Origin of the sequence: Xenorhabdus stockiae, assembly GCF_002632825.1 — a bacterium.
Taxonomy (GTDB): Bacteria; Pseudomonadota; Gammaproteobacteria; order Enterobacterales; family Enterobacteriaceae; genus Xenorhabdus; species Xenorhabdus stockiae.
This window is the reverse complement of record NZ_NJAJ01000057.1, coordinates 1-15,174: the sequence shown is the minus strand read 5'-3', so window position 1 is coordinate 15,174 and position 15,174 is coordinate 1. Positions and strand designations below refer to the sequence as shown.

The 15,174-nt window shown below is 50.2% G+C and carries 22 protein-coding genes; 21 read left to right on the top strand and 1 reads right to left on the bottom strand.

The window, feature by feature from the left end; genetic code table 11:
* Positions 1-97: IS1 family transposase (locus Xsto_RS21250; RefSeq protein ID WP_339955557.1), on the bottom strand; the 97-nt coding region annotated here is incomplete at its 3' end.
* A 55-nt stretch (positions 98-152) separates the two neighbouring features.
* On the opposite strand from Xsto_RS21250, the gene Xsto_RS18925 reads away from it, so the two are divergent.
* The 21 genes from Xsto_RS18925 to Xsto_RS18830 all read left to right on the top strand — a co-directional run bounded on the left by Xsto_RS18925 (position 153) and on the right by Xsto_RS18830 (position 15,013).
* Entirely contained in the window at positions 153-944 is a 792-nt protein-coding gene (locus tag Xsto_RS18925; RefSeq protein ID WP_244590453.1) for a S49 family peptidase, read from the top strand.
* A 2-nt stretch (positions 945-946) separates the two neighbouring features.
* A complete protein-coding gene (locus tag Xsto_RS18920; RefSeq protein ID WP_099126072.1) occupies positions 947-1,540 on the top strand; it encodes a hypothetical protein in 594 nt (197 codons plus the stop codon).
* The gene (locus Xsto_RS18915) at positions 1,537-1,929 is read left to right on the top strand and encodes a head decoration protein (protein WP_099126071.1); all 393 of its coding nucleotides are present in this window, start codon (positions 1,537-1,539) and stop codon (positions 1,927-1,929) included. Before Xsto_RS18920 ends, Xsto_RS18915 begins: the two co-directional genes overlap by 4 nt.
* 71 nt (positions 1,930-2,000) lie before the next feature.
* The gene (locus Xsto_RS18910) at positions 2,001-3,050 is read left to right on the top strand and encodes a major capsid protein (protein ID WP_099126070.1); all 1,050 of its coding nucleotides are present in this window, start codon (positions 2,001-2,003) and stop codon (positions 3,048-3,050) included.
* A 1-nt stretch (position 3,051) separates the two neighbouring features.
* A complete protein-coding gene (locus Xsto_RS18905) occupies positions 3,052-3,372 on the top strand; it encodes a hypothetical protein (RefSeq protein ID WP_099126069.1) in 321 nt (106 codons plus the stop codon).
* Positions 3,372-3,704, top strand: a complete 333-nt coding sequence (locus tag Xsto_RS18900; RefSeq protein WP_099126068.1) for a head-tail joining protein — start codon at positions 3,372-3,374, stop codon at positions 3,702-3,704. The genes Xsto_RS18905 and Xsto_RS18900 overlap by 1 nt, the downstream gene beginning before the upstream one ends.
* Positions 3,701-3,829, top strand: coding sequence for a hypothetical protein (locus Xsto_RS22780; protein ID WP_339955573.1), 129 nt, complete (start codon positions 3,701-3,703; stop codon positions 3,827-3,829). Before Xsto_RS18900 ends, Xsto_RS22780 begins: the two co-directional genes overlap by 4 nt.
* Before the next feature lie 102 nt (positions 3,830-3,931).
* A complete protein-coding gene (locus Xsto_RS22775; protein ID WP_339955572.1) occupies positions 3,932-4,240 on the top strand; it encodes a hypothetical protein in 309 nt (102 codons plus the stop codon).
* 4 nt (positions 4,241-4,244) lie between these two features.
* On the top strand, positions 4,245-4,433 hold the full coding sequence (locus Xsto_RS18890) for a DUF2635 domain-containing protein (RefSeq protein ID WP_099126067.1): 189 nt from the start codon (positions 4,245-4,247) through the stop codon (positions 4,431-4,433).
* A complete protein-coding gene (locus Xsto_RS18885) occupies positions 4,433-5,923 on the top strand; it encodes a phage tail sheath subtilisin-like domain-containing protein (protein WP_099126066.1) in 1,491 nt (496 codons plus the stop codon). The genes Xsto_RS18890 and Xsto_RS18885 overlap by 1 nt, the downstream gene beginning before the upstream one ends.
* A gap of 9 nt (positions 5,924-5,932) precedes the next feature.
* Positions 5,933-6,301: a phage tail tube protein gene (locus Xsto_RS18880; RefSeq protein WP_099126065.1), complete on the top strand. Its 369-nt coding sequence runs from the start codon at positions 5,933-5,935 to the stop codon at positions 6,299-6,301.
* 9 nt (positions 6,302-6,310) lie between these two features.
* A complete protein-coding gene (locus Xsto_RS18875; protein ID WP_099126064.1) occupies positions 6,311-6,604 on the top strand; it encodes a phage tail assembly protein in 294 nt (97 codons plus the stop codon).
* A 117-nt stretch (positions 6,605-6,721) separates the two neighbouring features.
* Entirely contained in the window at positions 6,722-8,623 is a 1,902-nt protein-coding gene (locus Xsto_RS18870; protein ID WP_099126063.1) for a lytic transglycosylase domain-containing protein, read from the top strand.
* A 70-nt stretch (positions 8,624-8,693) separates the two neighbouring features.
* Complete coding sequence (locus tag Xsto_RS18865) at positions 8,694-9,125, top strand: hypothetical protein (RefSeq protein WP_099126062.1); 432 nt, start codon at positions 8,694-8,696, stop codon at positions 9,123-9,125.
* Positions 9,126-9,298: 173 nt separating this feature from the next.
* Positions 9,299-9,724 carry a hypothetical protein gene (locus tag Xsto_RS18860; protein WP_099126061.1) on the top strand — a complete coding sequence of 142 codons (426 nt, stop codon included), beginning with the start codon at positions 9,299-9,301 and terminating at the stop codon, positions 9,722-9,724.
* On the top strand, positions 9,714-10,283 hold the full coding sequence (locus Xsto_RS18855) for a hypothetical protein (RefSeq protein ID WP_099126060.1): 570 nt from the start codon (positions 9,714-9,716) through the stop codon (positions 10,281-10,283). Before Xsto_RS18860 ends, Xsto_RS18855 begins: the two co-directional genes overlap by 11 nt.
* Before the next feature lie 77 nt (positions 10,284-10,360).
* Positions 10,361-11,770, top strand: coding sequence for a DNA circularization protein (locus Xsto_RS18850; RefSeq protein WP_099126059.1), 1,410 nt, complete (start codon positions 10,361-10,363; stop codon positions 11,768-11,770).
* Entirely contained in the window at positions 11,767-12,855 is a 1,089-nt protein-coding gene (locus tag Xsto_RS18845) for a phage baseplate assembly protein (protein ID WP_099126058.1), read from the top strand. Before Xsto_RS18850 ends, Xsto_RS18845 begins: the two co-directional genes overlap by 4 nt.
* Positions 12,842-13,441: a phage baseplate assembly protein domain-containing protein gene (locus tag Xsto_RS18840; RefSeq protein WP_244590452.1), complete on the top strand. Its 600-nt coding sequence runs from the start codon at positions 12,842-12,844 to the stop codon at positions 13,439-13,441. Before Xsto_RS18845 ends, Xsto_RS18840 begins: the two co-directional genes overlap by 14 nt.
* Positions 13,438-13,884, top strand: a complete 447-nt coding sequence (locus Xsto_RS18835; protein WP_099126057.1) for a phage GP46 family protein — start codon at positions 13,438-13,440, stop codon at positions 13,882-13,884. Before Xsto_RS18840 ends, Xsto_RS18835 begins: the two co-directional genes overlap by 4 nt.
* Positions 13,874-15,013 (top strand): baseplate J/gp47 family protein, encoded by a 1,140-nt coding sequence (locus tag Xsto_RS18830; RefSeq protein ID WP_099126056.1) that lies wholly within the window; start codon positions 13,874-13,876, stop codon positions 15,011-15,013. The genes Xsto_RS18835 and Xsto_RS18830 overlap by 11 nt, the downstream gene beginning before the upstream one ends.
* The last annotated feature ends 161 nt before the right edge of the window (positions 15,014-15,174 follow it).

Genomic DNA, 15,174 nt, shown 5'->3' with positions numbered 1-15,174 from the left:
AGCAGTGATAGCGAGGATGTCCAGTACGTCCTTTTCCATGCCCTTTAACCTCGTTTGTTTTATGACAGTAACGACAAATCACATCCACTTTAGCCATATCTCACCCAGAATAAAAAGTAGGGAGTTTATCACAAGATCTAATCATTGGGAGCATGACCGTGATGGCGGCATTAACTGACCGCTTCGGCATTACCCGGATTCATGCCGGGATGGACTGGGATGATGACGATGAGTATTTCTCCCGCAAGGCGAAACCTGATGCCGGGTATGATGTCCTTGAGGGTATTGCGCTGATCCCGGTGCAGGGGACGTTAGTTCAGAAACTGGGTTCATTGCGGCCTTACAGCGGCATGACCGGGTATGACGGCATTCGGCAGGTGTTTCTTCGGGCACTGAATGACCCGGCGGTCAAAGGTATCTGCTTAGATATTGATTCCCCCGGCGGTGAAGTGGCCGGTTGCTTTGATTTGGTCGACCTGATTTATCAGTCACGGGGTGAGAAACCCATTCATGCCATTCTGAGCGAGAACGCTTATTCCGCCGCGTATGCCATTGCCAGTGCCGCCGACAGAATTATTGTGCCGCGTACCGGCGGTGTTGGCTCAGTGGGCGTGATTGTTATTCACTGTGATTGGTCGCAGCACATTAAAGAAGACGGACTGAAAGTGACCATCATCACTTACGGGGATCGCAAAGCCGAAAGCAATCCGTATGTGCCGCTGAGCGAGGAGGCCAAAGCGGCTATTCAACACGATGTTGATGAAATGGGGCGTCTTTTTGTCCGCACCGTTTCCCGTAACCGCGGACTCTCAGAAGAGCACATCCGCAAGACACAAGCTGCCTGTTATCTGGCAGACGAGGGCGTACAGGCGGGGGTGGCAGATGAAGTCTCGCCCCCGGATGTCGCATTTCAAACACTCATGAAAGACGCTGGAGTCATGTAATCATGTATAAATTTGCACACCTGTTAGGTGCTAAAGCCCGTGCCACTGATGAGCACGACGAAGAAGAAAAGGCGTGTAAGGCAAAATCCCGCCGGGCGGAAGAAGACGAGCGCGACGAAAATGCTGAAGACGAGGACGAAAAGGAAAACGCCGACGAGCAGGAGGATGAAAATAAAGGCAAAAAAGGGAAAAAAGCCAAGAAAGCCAAATCAGAAGACGATGACGACGACCCTGATGCGGATGATAACGATGATGATCCCGATGCTGACGAAAACGAGGACGTCAAAAAAGGCCGCCGCGCCGAGCGTAAACGTTGCGCTACCATTTTTGGTAGTAAGTATGCGGCAAGTCGTCCTGATATGGCGGCACATCTGGCGTTCAATACCCGCATGTCAGCGAGTGAGGCGATTAATACCCTGAAAGCGATGGGCGTGACTCAGCCTGCTGCGACTCGTGTCACGCTGGATAGCCGGATGCAGACTGAACAACAGGTACGATTAGGGCCTGACGCACAACAACCCGCCAAAGGCTCTGCTTCTGCCATCGCTCAGCAAATGGCACGTTTATATGACACCAACAGAGGAGTTAAATCATGACGGCGTTTTCCAATAATCCGTTTCAGCCGGGGGCTCGCCAGTCGGTTTTTGTCCCCGATCAGCTGATTGCCGGGCAACTGCAATTAGTCACGGATAGCGTGACCATCGCCAAAGGCAATACACTGCAACGCGGTGCGGTGCTGGGGCAAATTACCGGGACTCGCGAGTATACCTTCTGCAAAAAAACAGCCACAGACGGCAGCCAAATCCCATGTGCCATTCTGGTGGATAACGTGGATGCCTCGGAAAGCAGTGTCAGTGGCGGTGTGTACCTGATGGGCGAATTCAATCAGCACCGTATCATCTATGATGAAAGCTGGCCTTTGCCTGAACTGACCGATGCCCTGCGTAAATACTCGCTTTTCCTGCGCGACAGCGTGACCGCCTGATTTAACTTTCAAACAGACGTCCTTATGTCGGTCACGGCAGGCATGGTGACGTCTTTATCATGAGAAACAGTATGAATAATATCTATGATACCAACGTGTTAGTGCAGGTTGTGCCGAACCTGATCACCAGTCAGAACTGGCTGCTGGACAAGTTTTTCCCCAATATTGTGGAGTCGGATACCGAAGAAGTCTCTATCGACGTGAATGTCGGTCTGCGCCGTATGGCTCCGTTCGTTTCCCCGTTAGTGGAAGGTAAACTGGTCGAGTCGCGTAAATTCCAGACCAACAGCTTTAAACCAGCGTACATCAAAGACAAGCGCGCACCAGACCTGCGCAAACCCATTCGCCGCCAGATCGGTGAGCGCATTGGTGGACAATATACCGCGGCTGAGCGTGAGATGCTTAACATCCAATTTGAGCTAGCCGACCAAATTGATATGATTAACAGACGGTTAGAGTGGATGGCTGCCAGTGCAATGGTCACCGGGACTATCACCGTAGCGGGGGAAGGTTACGAAACGAAAGTGGTTAATTTCGGGCGCTCTGCGGATTTGACGGTGACGTTAAGTGGCAGTGATAAATGGCCGACAAAGGTCGATGCAGGCAAAACCAACACCCAGCCGACGCAGGATATTGAGGAGTGGTCGCAGCGTATCCTGAAAAACTCCGGTGCCGTACCGACCGATTTAGTCTTTACCACGAAGTCATGGAATGCGTTCCGTCTGGATACCACCATCACTGACAGCGCCATCAAATTTCCGGCATTAAACCCGTATGGTAACCAAATCAACCCCGGTACGCAGGTGCAGAAGGGCGCGGTTTATAAAGGCCGTTGGGGGCAGTTTGATTTGTGGGTCTACAACGACTGGTTTATCGACCCGGTGGATGGTAAAGAAAAACCAATGCTACCGGAGGGTACGGTCATTATGTCCGGTGCCGATTTGATGGGCACCCGTGCCTTTGGTGCCATCCTTGATCCGGCTTTTAACTATGGCCCAATGGCGTATGCCCCGAAATCGTGGTTACAGGAAGATCCCGCACAGCGTTTCCTGATGGTGCAGTCTGCTCCGCTGGTCATTCCCAGCCGGGTAAATGCGGCCCTGTGCGCAACGGTGGTGTGATATGGCAAAGAAACCTCAATCGGAACTGGGCGGATTACCGCCCGAATTACAAACCGACCCGACAGACGCGGTTAATTCACCAGATATACAGTCTGCATTACCTGAAGAATCAGACAACGATACACAAGCTGATGGTCAGGAAACCCCTGAATTTGTCGTGGTGAGGGGCCGTACTGTCCGGCATAACGGCGTGGATTACCCGGAAAATACGGTTATACCCATCTTCGGTGGCGAGGCTGAACGCCTGCTTGCGTTGGGCGTTATTGTGCGTCTGGATGACTTAAGGGCGCAGTTATTATCCCGCAGTTCACAGGAGGCCTGATGCCGATTGACTGGGATAAACATCTGCTTGCGCCTTTGCATAAGCAGTTTGGCGAGAAGGTGAACTGGCGGCCTAAGCAAGGTAAACCTTACGATATCATGGGCGTGTTTGACCGCGCCTACACTCAGCAGGTGGAATCCCTTGACGGCGATAGTGGTATCAATACCACCAAACCTGTGCTGGGTATCCGTGATGTGGTGTTTAAAGTACCACCGAAGCAAGGGGATCGGGTCTTTATCTATCGCCTTGAGACCGAATTTGTGGTGAACGATGTCCAGCCAGACAGCCACGGCGGGACGCATCTGCAACTTAACCGGGTGGTGAAAAAATGAATGCTTCTCAACTACGCAGTCTGGTTGTTCAGGCACTAATAGGGAAAACTCATGCCCAGTCCCGTGTTTATTCCCCGCGTGACTGGTCAACCCGGAGTGAGGATTATCCCTGCATTCTGGTGTAGACTCCGTTTGACCATAAGAAATCGTTAGGCCGCAATGCCCCGCAGTTTCATACCACTACCACCGTCAGAGTTACCGGACGTCTGGAAGCGTTTGATGATGATTTGGAAGGTGGTGCTGAGCAGGCAGAACTGGCACTGGAAGCCCTGCGCGAGCAAATCGAACGGGCGGTCATCAATGGCTATGAATTAACAAAAGTGGTGCAGCAGTTTTCCGAAATCCGGTCACAGATTGATATTGATGCCAGTGGCGAGGGGCATTTCGCTCAGCTTCTGATGGATATTGATATTGAATACTATCAGGGACCGGAGGATTTTTACCCGATTGAGACGCATTCACTGGATGGCATTGATGTCACGATTGCCATGCCGGAACACACCCCTGAACCCCATATCCGAATTAATCTGGAGTAATCCTATGTTTGTCAAACCTGTTGCCGGGCGGCTGGTACGCTGTCCGGTTAAGGGCGAACCTTTGCCCGACGCCGGTGCTTACGTGCCGGACACGTTATTCTGGCATCGTCGCGTGAGAGACGGTGACGTTGAAATCTGTCAGCCGGTAGAAGAAGTTAAACCTGCCAAAAAAGGCACTCAGGAGGCTGAATAATGGCGATTCCGTTTTCCCGTATTCCCAATAATCTCAGAACGCCGCTGTTTTTCGTGGAATTTGATAACTCGATGGCGAACAGTGCGACCGCGACCCAGCGTTCATTGCTCCTCGGTCAGATGTTGGACACAGCCTCCGCAAAACCGGCTATTCCGGTGCGGATTTCGTCGGCAGAGCAAGCCGCCTCTCAGTTCGGGCATGGCTCCTTGCTGCATGGTATGACGACCGCGTATCTGGCGAATGATGTTGCGGCGGAACTCTGGGTATTGCCGCTAAAAGACAGTGAAAGCCAAATAGCAGCCCGGGGGGCGATTGAAATTACCTCTATGCCGACTTATTCGGGAGTGATTTCGCTGTATATTGCCGGGCAGCGTGTGCAGCTTGCGGTGATGGCGACCGATAAACCGGCGCAGGTGGCCGAATCCTTAGCAGCGGCGATTAACCGTAAGGCGGCCTTACCGGTGAAAGCGGCGGCGACCATTAACACCGTCACCTTGTTTGCCAAAAACAAAGGGGCGCACGGTAACGGGATTGATATCAGTCTCAATTTCCGTGGACAAGCCGGCGGGGAAGAGACACCCACCAGGATGGCCTTACGCATTACACCGATGACCGGGGGCGCAGGCGCACCCGAGCTGAAAGACGGTCTGGCGAATTTAAATGACCGGACGTTTGATTTTATCGTTAACCCGTACACCGATACCGTGTCACTGGATGAAGTCAAAGCCTTCCTGTCTGATACCGGCGGGCGCTGGTCATGGGAGCAGCAATTGTACGGTCATGCGTTCAGCGTGGTCAGTGGCACCTATGGCGAGTTAGCCAATGCGGGCGAGCGTCGCAACAATCAGCATGAAACGCTGTTAGGGGTGACAAAATCCCCGACTCCAGATTATATCTGGGCGGCGGCTATCACCGGCGCAGTGGCACCGAGTCTCCGAAATGACCCCGGCAGGCCGCTGCAAACCTTACCGGTGGCAGGGGTATTATCGCCCGCCGCAGAACATCAGCTTGACCTGATGGACCGCAATAACCTGCTGCACAGTGGCATTTCCACGTTTACGGTAGCGGATGATGGCACGGTACAAATTGAGAACCTCATCAGTACCTACCAGAAAAACCCGTATGGCGATAACGATGACAGCTATCTTCAGATAGAAACGCTGTTTTTGCTGATGTACGTCTCGCGCTATATCCGCACCCAAATTACGTCAAAGCTGGGTCGGATGAAACTGGCGGCAAATGGCACCCGTTTCGCCCCCGGCTCGGCGATTGTGACGCCCAATATTGTCAGGGCAGAGTTGATCGCCCAATACAAGACACTGGAATACAACGGCTACGTGCAGGACTCAAAAGCCTTTGCGGAAGGGTTGAAGGTGGAAATTAACGCCCAGAACCCGAACCGGCTCGATGTTCTCTGGACAGGCACCCTGATTAATCAGTTGCGCGTTTTTGCTCTGTTAAACCAGTTCCGACTGCAACCCACTTCATAAGGAACCCTCATGGGAAATACCACTAACCGGCTGGCAGGCACGGCTTATGTCAGCGTTAACGGGATCTCCATTATGGTGGTTGGGGATTTTACCTACAGTCCCTCGACCGTCACCCGTGAAACATTAACCGGTATGGATTATGTGCACGGGTACAAAGAAAAACCCAATGCCCCGTATATCTCCTGTCGGGTACGTGACAGCGGTGGTACGACGGTGGCGGATTTTAACAACCAGACCAACGTCACCATCGTGGCGGAACTGGCGAACGGCAAGACCATCATCGGTGAAGGCTTGTGGACTGTGAACACGCAGGAAGTGAAGAGCGAAGATGCGGAGTTTGAAGTTCGTTGGGAAGGCATTTCAGTCACTGAAAACTAAGGAATTCACATGGAAAAGACCAAGATTGTGCAATTAAGTAAACCCATTGAGAGTAATGACGGCAAGGAGATTTATCAGGAAATTCATCTGCGTGAACCGACACTCATCGAAGTGGAGCAATTCTATGAGGCCGATCGGAAATCCAATCCGTTAGCGGCTATGCGGCTGTTAATTGCACTGGTATCACAAACTCAACTCACTGATACCGTGTTAAAAAAGATGGCTATCACGGATTTTCGGGAGTGTGAGGTCTTTTTGACCTCTTTTTTGGCTTACACACCCTCCGACAGTGGCAGCAATTAGCGGCGGATGTGACCTATTTTTATCACTGGGGGCCACAGGATGCGTGGCTCCTGAGTCGGACGCGGCTGAATTGGTGGGTTGAACAGGCAAACCGGATTAATCAGGCGGAATAGCGCAATGGGTAACGTATTTGACTTTGAATTAAATGCAGATGAAAACGCAACAAAAGCATTAGCTGAAATCGAAGCCAGAATTAAGCAGTTAAACCCCTTGCTGGGTTCTACGCGGGAAGCACTGCGGTTCGGCGGTAGCGAAACACTGGAAACCACAGGTGGACTGAGTAACCAATTGCGAGACATGTCTCGTTATGCGCAGGATAACGTCCAGAATATCGGTGACATGATCCCGCCGCTGAAGAATTTTGGTGAACTGTTTACAAAATACAGTGGACTGACATCAAAAATGGGGCTGTTTGGTGGTATCGGGGGCGTTGTTGGTGGGATGACTGCCGGGTATAAGACGCTCAGGGAGATGGGCAGGGAGGCTAATAATCTTGATACCCTCTCTAAAAATACGGCCATGTCCATTGAAGATACCTCTAAGCTCACCGGTGCATTAGTGCAAATCGGGGCGGATGCTGATGATGCCCAACAGTCTGTTCAAAACTTATTTAACGTCTTGAATTCAGCGCAACGGGGTGAAAATCCCTCTGTACTGGCAGAATTAAATAATCTTAACATTCCGATACACACCACCAAAGACGGTTCAGCGGATACCCTTCCGACATTATTGGAAATCGCCAAAAAATTTCCCAATATGCCCTCCGAAACGCAGTTCAGGTTATCCAATAAATTGGGGTTAACACCGGATGTTTTGACGTTAATTCGTGAAAATAAGATACAGGAGCGATTGGATAAGTCGGTAAAAAATGGTCAGAGTCGCACGACGGAAGAAAATCAAAAGCTCACGGATTTTAATACGGAAGCCAATGAGCTGGGCGCAAGGGTTGACGGCATTTGGAACCGAGTAAAAATAGGGAGTGCGACATGGTTTTTGGATAAAAGCAAAGCAACCAAAGCCAGTCCACAGATGCAGTCTGTTGAGGAATATAAGAAGCGAGAGAAAGACACCGCCGACAACTTTTACCACGGAAATAAAGAGAATGATATTCGGCAACGTGCGCTCAGGGATGACGAATTTAAGAAGCAGTTAACGTTTAAAGAAAGATTGTCTCTGACCGTTAATAAGCCAGATGAAGGCTTGCAAAAGAAACTGGATGATAAATACAGTGAGTCATGGGAAAAGCAGAAAAAAGCCCATGAAGCTAAAGAGGTTGCCAAGCAGATACCAGTAGCACAAAAAGTAGAAGCACCTGATTATCCTAATCCGTCAAAGCTTAAAGGCGCGGCATTACTGGAATCCATGTCTGATTATTTTGCCATGCTGGAGAAGAAATACGGTCACGAATCCGGTTTGCTGCACGGTGTGGCTATGACTGAATCGTCAGGAGATCCCAGTAAGATTGGGCCAATGACATATACGGGGGAGCGAGCTATGGGAATGTTCCAGTTTATGCCCGATACTGCCAAAGAGCAGGGATTAAGCAGAAGTGATGCCCTTGATCCGTACAAATCAGCTGAAGCAGCTGCTAAATATCTCAGCTTGTTACGTCAGAAAACCGGTAGTACAGACGGGATGTTGGCGGCTTATAACGGAGGTATTGGAAGACTGGAGAGAAGAGGCAGCATAAGGAACATGCCACCGGAAACACGCAATTATGTTCCCAAAGTTAAGAAATACATGAAGGCTGGCGCCGCAATTGCTGAAAAAAATACCAATAAGAAAAAGCCACCACAGCAAGAGCAACAACAGCAGCCACTCCCCTCACTCTACGGACAGAATAAGCAGGTTGAGCGCGATGAAGAAATGGGTAAAAGAATTGCACAGGCGGTTCGAGAAGCTATTGGTGATAAAACTATCACCGTCGATATTAATTTGTTCAATGATAAAACCGGAGAACGACAAAAAATTCAGTCAAATTCTGCCGGGAAAGTCACAACGTCGATGAAATACTCTTAAGTTAGCGGTAAGGGATTTATTTATATAAGCAGCTATAATTAAACCAAATTGACATTTAATGAGGTGCTAAATGTTAAAATCGATTGTTTGTGTAGTCGCTCTCCTGATCTCAATGGGGGCTGCTGCTAACATCGGTACTGGTACTGGTATTGGAATTGATGCTGATGGTCATCATTATATTATTGATGGCGGTTATGAATGCGAAGCACGTAATTTAAAGGAAGGCAAAGAAATTGAAGGATGGGACGGTGCTTTGGTGGGTATCGCTGGGAGTACCAAAGTTAAAGCAATAGCATTCTCATTGTTCAAAAATGGCGAGGAATCACCTGAAATTTCTATTAGTCGTTTAAGAATAGAGACTTTTCCGTCAGAAACTTTTTACACTAACCTCAGTAACTCTGCTTCGATTAGAGTGAATTCATCATCAATAGCGATAGCCCTCAACATTGGTGAAGAAGGTACTGGAATTCTTTTAACCAATTGCATACCCGGAATCCCATAAAAAGCCAGAGTAGAGGAAATAGACCCTACGGGCTTTGATCTGCATTTCATGACGCCTTCATAGTCAGCACAAAAATAAGCCGTTTCCCTTTTCACAATTTGGACAATTTCCGTTCAAGCATCAGAACGAGTAATGTAGTATCTTTCGATAGACTATTTGATGCAGGAGAGAAAATGGAACGTAGAGAAAAGATAGCTTTCATTTTTCCAGCGGCTAAAGACGTGGATGGTAATGAAGGACCTATTCTTAATTTTCAATGTGAAAAATTACCCGTTGATACAAAAGTAACGGTTGCGGCTGCTTTTGTTGGGCTTGAGCAGTTAAAAAAGTATCTGATTTCATTAGATATCATTGATAAAAATGGTACAACTATCTTAAAAGAGTCGCCAGTAGAGGTTCCTGTTACAGCAAATGATGATGAGGCAGACCCTGCTGACGTTCCGGGATTTCTCCGTGCTGATCTTTTAGTCAGAATGATGAGTATTGGTGTTCATACTATTAAAATTGCTATAGCTAGTGCTGATGAGATAAATAAGATTCTGCACGAAACGGAAGCTCACTTTAGAGTTATTCTCAAAGGAGAGCAGAATGAATCCTGAAAACTCTAACATTATTTCTTTTTCTAGTGGGAAAAAGCTAGCGTCCAATGTTCCTGCAAATGATGGACATCATCCTGATAATCATTCACCATTAAAGAATGGTAACGGCGGTGGAGGTGGTGATATGGAAGCGAGAGTGGCAAAACTTGAGTCAGATGTTGAACATATCAAGGCTACCATGAGTGATATGAAGTCTGATCTGAAAACAATTACCAGTGATGTTGGTATAGTTAAAACTGACGTCGCTTTGATTTTGCAAAAAATGGATAACATCTCTTCGTCTGTAGAAAGTAAAGCAAACACTGCCGATGTTGCTTTAGTGCTACAAAAAATGGATAGCCTTTCTTCAACTGTAGAGAGCAAGGCAAACAATAATGATGTTGCCTTGATATTACAGAGGATGAGTGATATGTCTTCATCCATAGAGAAAAAATCAAGTTCTGAGCAAGTGGATGCAAAAATCGGTGTTCTTAAGATATGGTTTTTGACTCTATTACTATTTTCAATAGCAATGCCTGTCATTATGTTCTTGCTAAATCTATACATGAAGAAACCATAACTAACCCGCTTCGGCGGGTTTTTCATTTTTAAGGCCGCCGAGTGCGGTTTTTTTTCGCCCTAAAAAAGAGGTCTCGCATGGCTTTTATTAAAGATGCCGTTTCTTCCCTGTTGGGGGGTGGCAGTGATGCGTCATGGCAGTGTGCTGAACATCTGCATCCGGCTTCGTTCCGGGGGGTGCCGTTTGCGGTGGTCTCCGGGGAAAGTGTCTTCGGTCGCCGTCAGGCGGTGCATGAATACCCGTATCGTGATACGGCGTGGCTGGAGGATTTAGGCCGGGCCACCCGGCGGATCACATTGCGCGGTTTTATTATTCAGGACAGCGCGGTGTATCACGCGCCGGATGTGATCACCCAGCGTAAAAATCTGGTGGCCGCCTGTGAAACCGGCTCGACGGGGACCTTAGTCCATCCGACACTGGGAGAGCTGACGGTCAGTGTGACCGAAAGTGGTCTGCGCATGAATGAGAGCAAGGAGTTTGGCCGGGTATTTGAGTTCACACTCACCGTAATTGAATCGGGGCTGAAAGTCTTTGCGATCACCAACAGTACCAAATCCGCCACTGAGGTGAAAAAGCACTGGTTACAAACCTATACCACCACGCTGGCGAAATATATCGCGATGGTCCGGGGTGAAATCCGTTCGGTGACACAGGGCATACGGATTATTAAACAGACCGCGAACCAGTGGATCGGCATGGTGACCCGGTCAATGGATGAAGTGACCAATCTCAGCGATATGCTGAAAACCACCTTCGGCAGTGAACGTTACGGGCGCTATCAGCGCGGAAAAATTGGTGGCACCGTTTCCGGGGCTACGGGTCTGCGGTCACGGGATGACCGGCAGCACAATGAAGCCGACATCATCAGAAAAACCACAGCCACGGTGGTGATGAGTCGCAAAACCATTACCGACAGACTGGATAAACTGCACGCTGCCCACACCGTGGAAACCTTCAGCGAGGCCGCCGGGCAGGTCGTGATCGCGATTATTGATTCTGCCGGCAGTGTGGATGAGAAAGTAGCGATTTTCGAGGCATTAGCAGCGTTTCAGAACACCCGCTATCAGCAGGGCGCGGTTGACCGCCATATCACGGAAATGACCGTGTTGTTGTTGGTTGTCCTGTCAGTGGGGGCGATGGTGCAGGTTGCCAGTGACTTTACCCCGTCCAGCAATCAGGAAGCCCATGATTTACAAACGCGGGTCTGTCAGGCACTGGATACGGCGCTGGTGATGGCCGGTGATTTGGGTGTGGATGAGGTGTATCAGTCTTTGATGGCCTTGCGGCATGAGTTTATGACCAGTGCAGAATTAAAAGGTGCGGAGTCAGGACGGTTAGCCCAGTTTAGTCTGCCGGCGGTTCTGCCTGCCCTGACAGTGGCGAACCGGATTTATCAGGATGCCGGACGCAGTGATGAACTGATACAGGCCACGGATCCCCGTCACCCGGCTTTTATGCCTACCCGATTTAAGGCACTCAGACAATGAAAAAACAGGATGAACTGTCGCTGGTGATTGGCGGCAAGGCGATTTATGGCTGGGACAGTGTGCGCGTCACGCGGGGCATTGAACGGTTACCGTCTGATTTTGAACTGATGCTGATGGACTATTACCCCGGCAGTGATGAAAAACAACAGGTCGAGGCCGGACAACCCTGTCAGGTGCTGCTGGGTAATGACCCGGTGATAACGGGTTATATCGATATCTGGAATTCTTCCATTAACAAAAGTACCCACCAGATACGGGTGACCGGTCGCAGTAAATGTCAGGATTTAGTGGATTGTTCAGCCAAATGGCCGCAGAACGTCATTAGTCGGGCGACAGCATTGCAGATTGCCCAGAAACTGGCGCAGTGGTATGGCATTGATGTGACCTCGGATGTGGCGGACATGGAGCCGCTACCGCAGTTTACCCTGAACTGGGGCGAATCCTCACAGGAGATCATTGACCGCATTACTCGCTGGTCCGCTCTACTGTATTACGACACGCCGGATGGGAATTTATTCCTGACCCGCGTCAGCGATAAAGTGGCGGCCAGTGGGGTGGCGCAGGGCAAAAACATTGAACTGGCGGACTATCAGTCTTCCATGAACGAGCGGTTCTCCGAATACATCGGGCTGTCCATGAATGTCAGCGGACTCAGCGAACTCTCGTCCGGACAAGGGTATCAGGCGGTCGAAATCGCCAGTGCCCAGGACCCGGAAGCCGAAAAGATGCGTTACCGCAATTATGTCACCATCATCGAGAGTACATTGTACTCACATCAGCGCCAGCAGGAAGCCATTGACTGGGAAATGAACCGTCGTTATGGGCGTTCTAAGGTGCTTAAAGTGCTGGTCGACAGCTGGCGGGATGTCAGCGGGACGTTGTGGACACCCAATACCCTGATACCGATCCACTTGCCGGTTTTTGGGCTGGAGTCTGAGCAGTGGCTGCTGTCTGAAGTGTCGTATGTGCGCAATAAAGACGATGGCACCCGGACAGAACTGACCCTGATGCCGCCGGCTGCCTTTACTGTCCAGCCGTATGAATTTTATTCCACCCTGATGGAACTGCGCAATGGAGGTTACTGACGTGATGGACGTTAAGAATTTATATCGCCGGGCTATGATGATGCTCGGTTTAGGTCGGGTCACCACTTGTAATGATAAGGGGGTCATCCAGCAAATTCAGTATCAGACTGAAATGGAAGTCCGGGACAATACCCACCGGATAGCGGAGTTTGGTTTTTCCTCCGGATTACCGGCGAATACTGATGTGGTGCTGGCGTTTTTAGGCGGTGACCGTTCTAATGCAGTGGTGATTGGCAGCAACCATCAACAGTACCGGCATCAGGGGTTAAATCCCGGTGAAGTGGTGGTGTATAACCAGTGGGGGTTGCATATTTTGCTGACAGAATTGGGAATAATCGTTGAAGCGAAAGGGCAGCCTGTTACTGTGAATAATGCAGCTAGAGTCACTGTTAACGCCTCAACTGAAGTGCTGCTCAATACCCCGGTGCTCAAAGTCACCGGTAATGTTATCGACAACTGCAACACCAATACCACCACGATGAAACAGTTACGGGATAGCTACAATCGTCATATGCATCCTGTCTCGGGGGTGAGAGCGGGTGACTCCACGGTACACAGCCAGATAACGGGAGAGACGGTCAAATGAGTGATATCACCTCCTGGTGGAATGTGAAAAATATCCACGCTGACTGGTTAGCCGGGCGTGGGGATATCGTTACCGGCAATGACCTGCAAACCGCCATCATTATCAGTCTGTTTACGGACCGGCAGGCCAGAGCCGATGATGCCATTGACGGCACTGATCGCCGGGGATGGTGGGGAGACAGTAGTGCGGATTATCAAATCGGCTCCCGGTTATGGCTGTTACACCGACAAAAACTGACGACGGCTGTGGCGCTGACAGCGGAAGATTACGCCCGTGAAGCCCTGCAATGGATGCTGGACGATGGTGTGGCGTCTGCGATTGATATCCACACACAGATTGTCTGGCCTGACCGACTGAATATGATGATCCGTTATCAGCGTCCGGGGCGGAATAACGAAGACCTGCGTTTTTTCTGGGTATGGGAGCGAGAAAATGCCGTTTAAACGAAAGACCCTGACCGAACTTAGGGCACAGAACCGCAGTTATTTACAGTCAGAATTACAGAAAACCGGCCCGTTACTACGCTTTTCCAATATGGGCGTACTGGCGGATATGGATGCCGGCATGGCACACCTGCATTACGGTTATCTTGATTACATGGCCCGACAAACCACCCCGTTTACGGCTACCGACGAATGGTTGGCAGGCTGGGCCGCGTTAAAGAAAATCTTCCGCAAACCAGCCACCGCCGCCCAGTGTGACCATTATCAGTTCACTGGCGTGGCAGGAACGATGATTCCCGCGCAAACAAGGCTGAACCGGGGAGATGGCTATCAGTATCAGACCGTGACAGAAACCCGCATTGATACGCAGGGACACGGGGTTGTTAGGCTGATGGCACTCTTACCAGAGAACACCGAAGATGATTCCGGCGGGGGTGCAGCAGGGAACGCCCCGGCAGGCACGCTATTAACACTGGATCAGAGCCTGGCGGGTGTTGATGTGGAAGGTACGGCGATAATGCCGATTACCGGCGGGGCAGATATCGAAAGTGAGGCGGATTTCCGTTCCCGTATGTTGCTGGCCTATCAGGGTACGCCACAGGGTGGCTCTGATGATGACTACAAACAGTGGGCGCTGTCTGTTCCGGGGATTACCCGCGTCTGGGTCAGGCCGAGAGCGGCCGGCGCCGGTACGGTGGGCGTCTATATCATGTGTGATAACAACGGGCACGATGGCTTTCCTGTCGGCAAAGATGGGGTTTCCTCACAGGAATCGTATGCCGTTCATGCCACCGGGGACCAATTGCGCGTGGCTGACCATCTTTATATTTTGCAGCCCGTCACGGCGTTGGTCTGGGTATTATCCCCTATCAAGCATTTGCTTAACTTTACGATTAGTGGCCTTTCTCATGTGGGGACAGAGGTGACCGGTCGTATTAATGACGCGATTGATAACGTGTTGTTTGAAAGTGGTAACCCGGATGGCACGGGACGTATTCTGCTCTCTGAACTGCAATATGCCATTGCTGACGTATCGGGCACAGCAGGCTTTGTGATCACCTCGCCGACTGACAATATCACGTTGCCGGTGGGCCACTTACCACTGAGAGGGAAGGTGACTTACACATGAAACCATACAGCGTGGCAGAATATACCTCTGCTCTCAATGGCCTGTTACCGACCGGGATGGCATGGACCCGAACACCGGATTCGGTGATGAGTGCGGTTGTACGGGCGATTGCCCGGAGTTATCACCGCAGTGACCAGGATACACATTTATTACTGGACGGC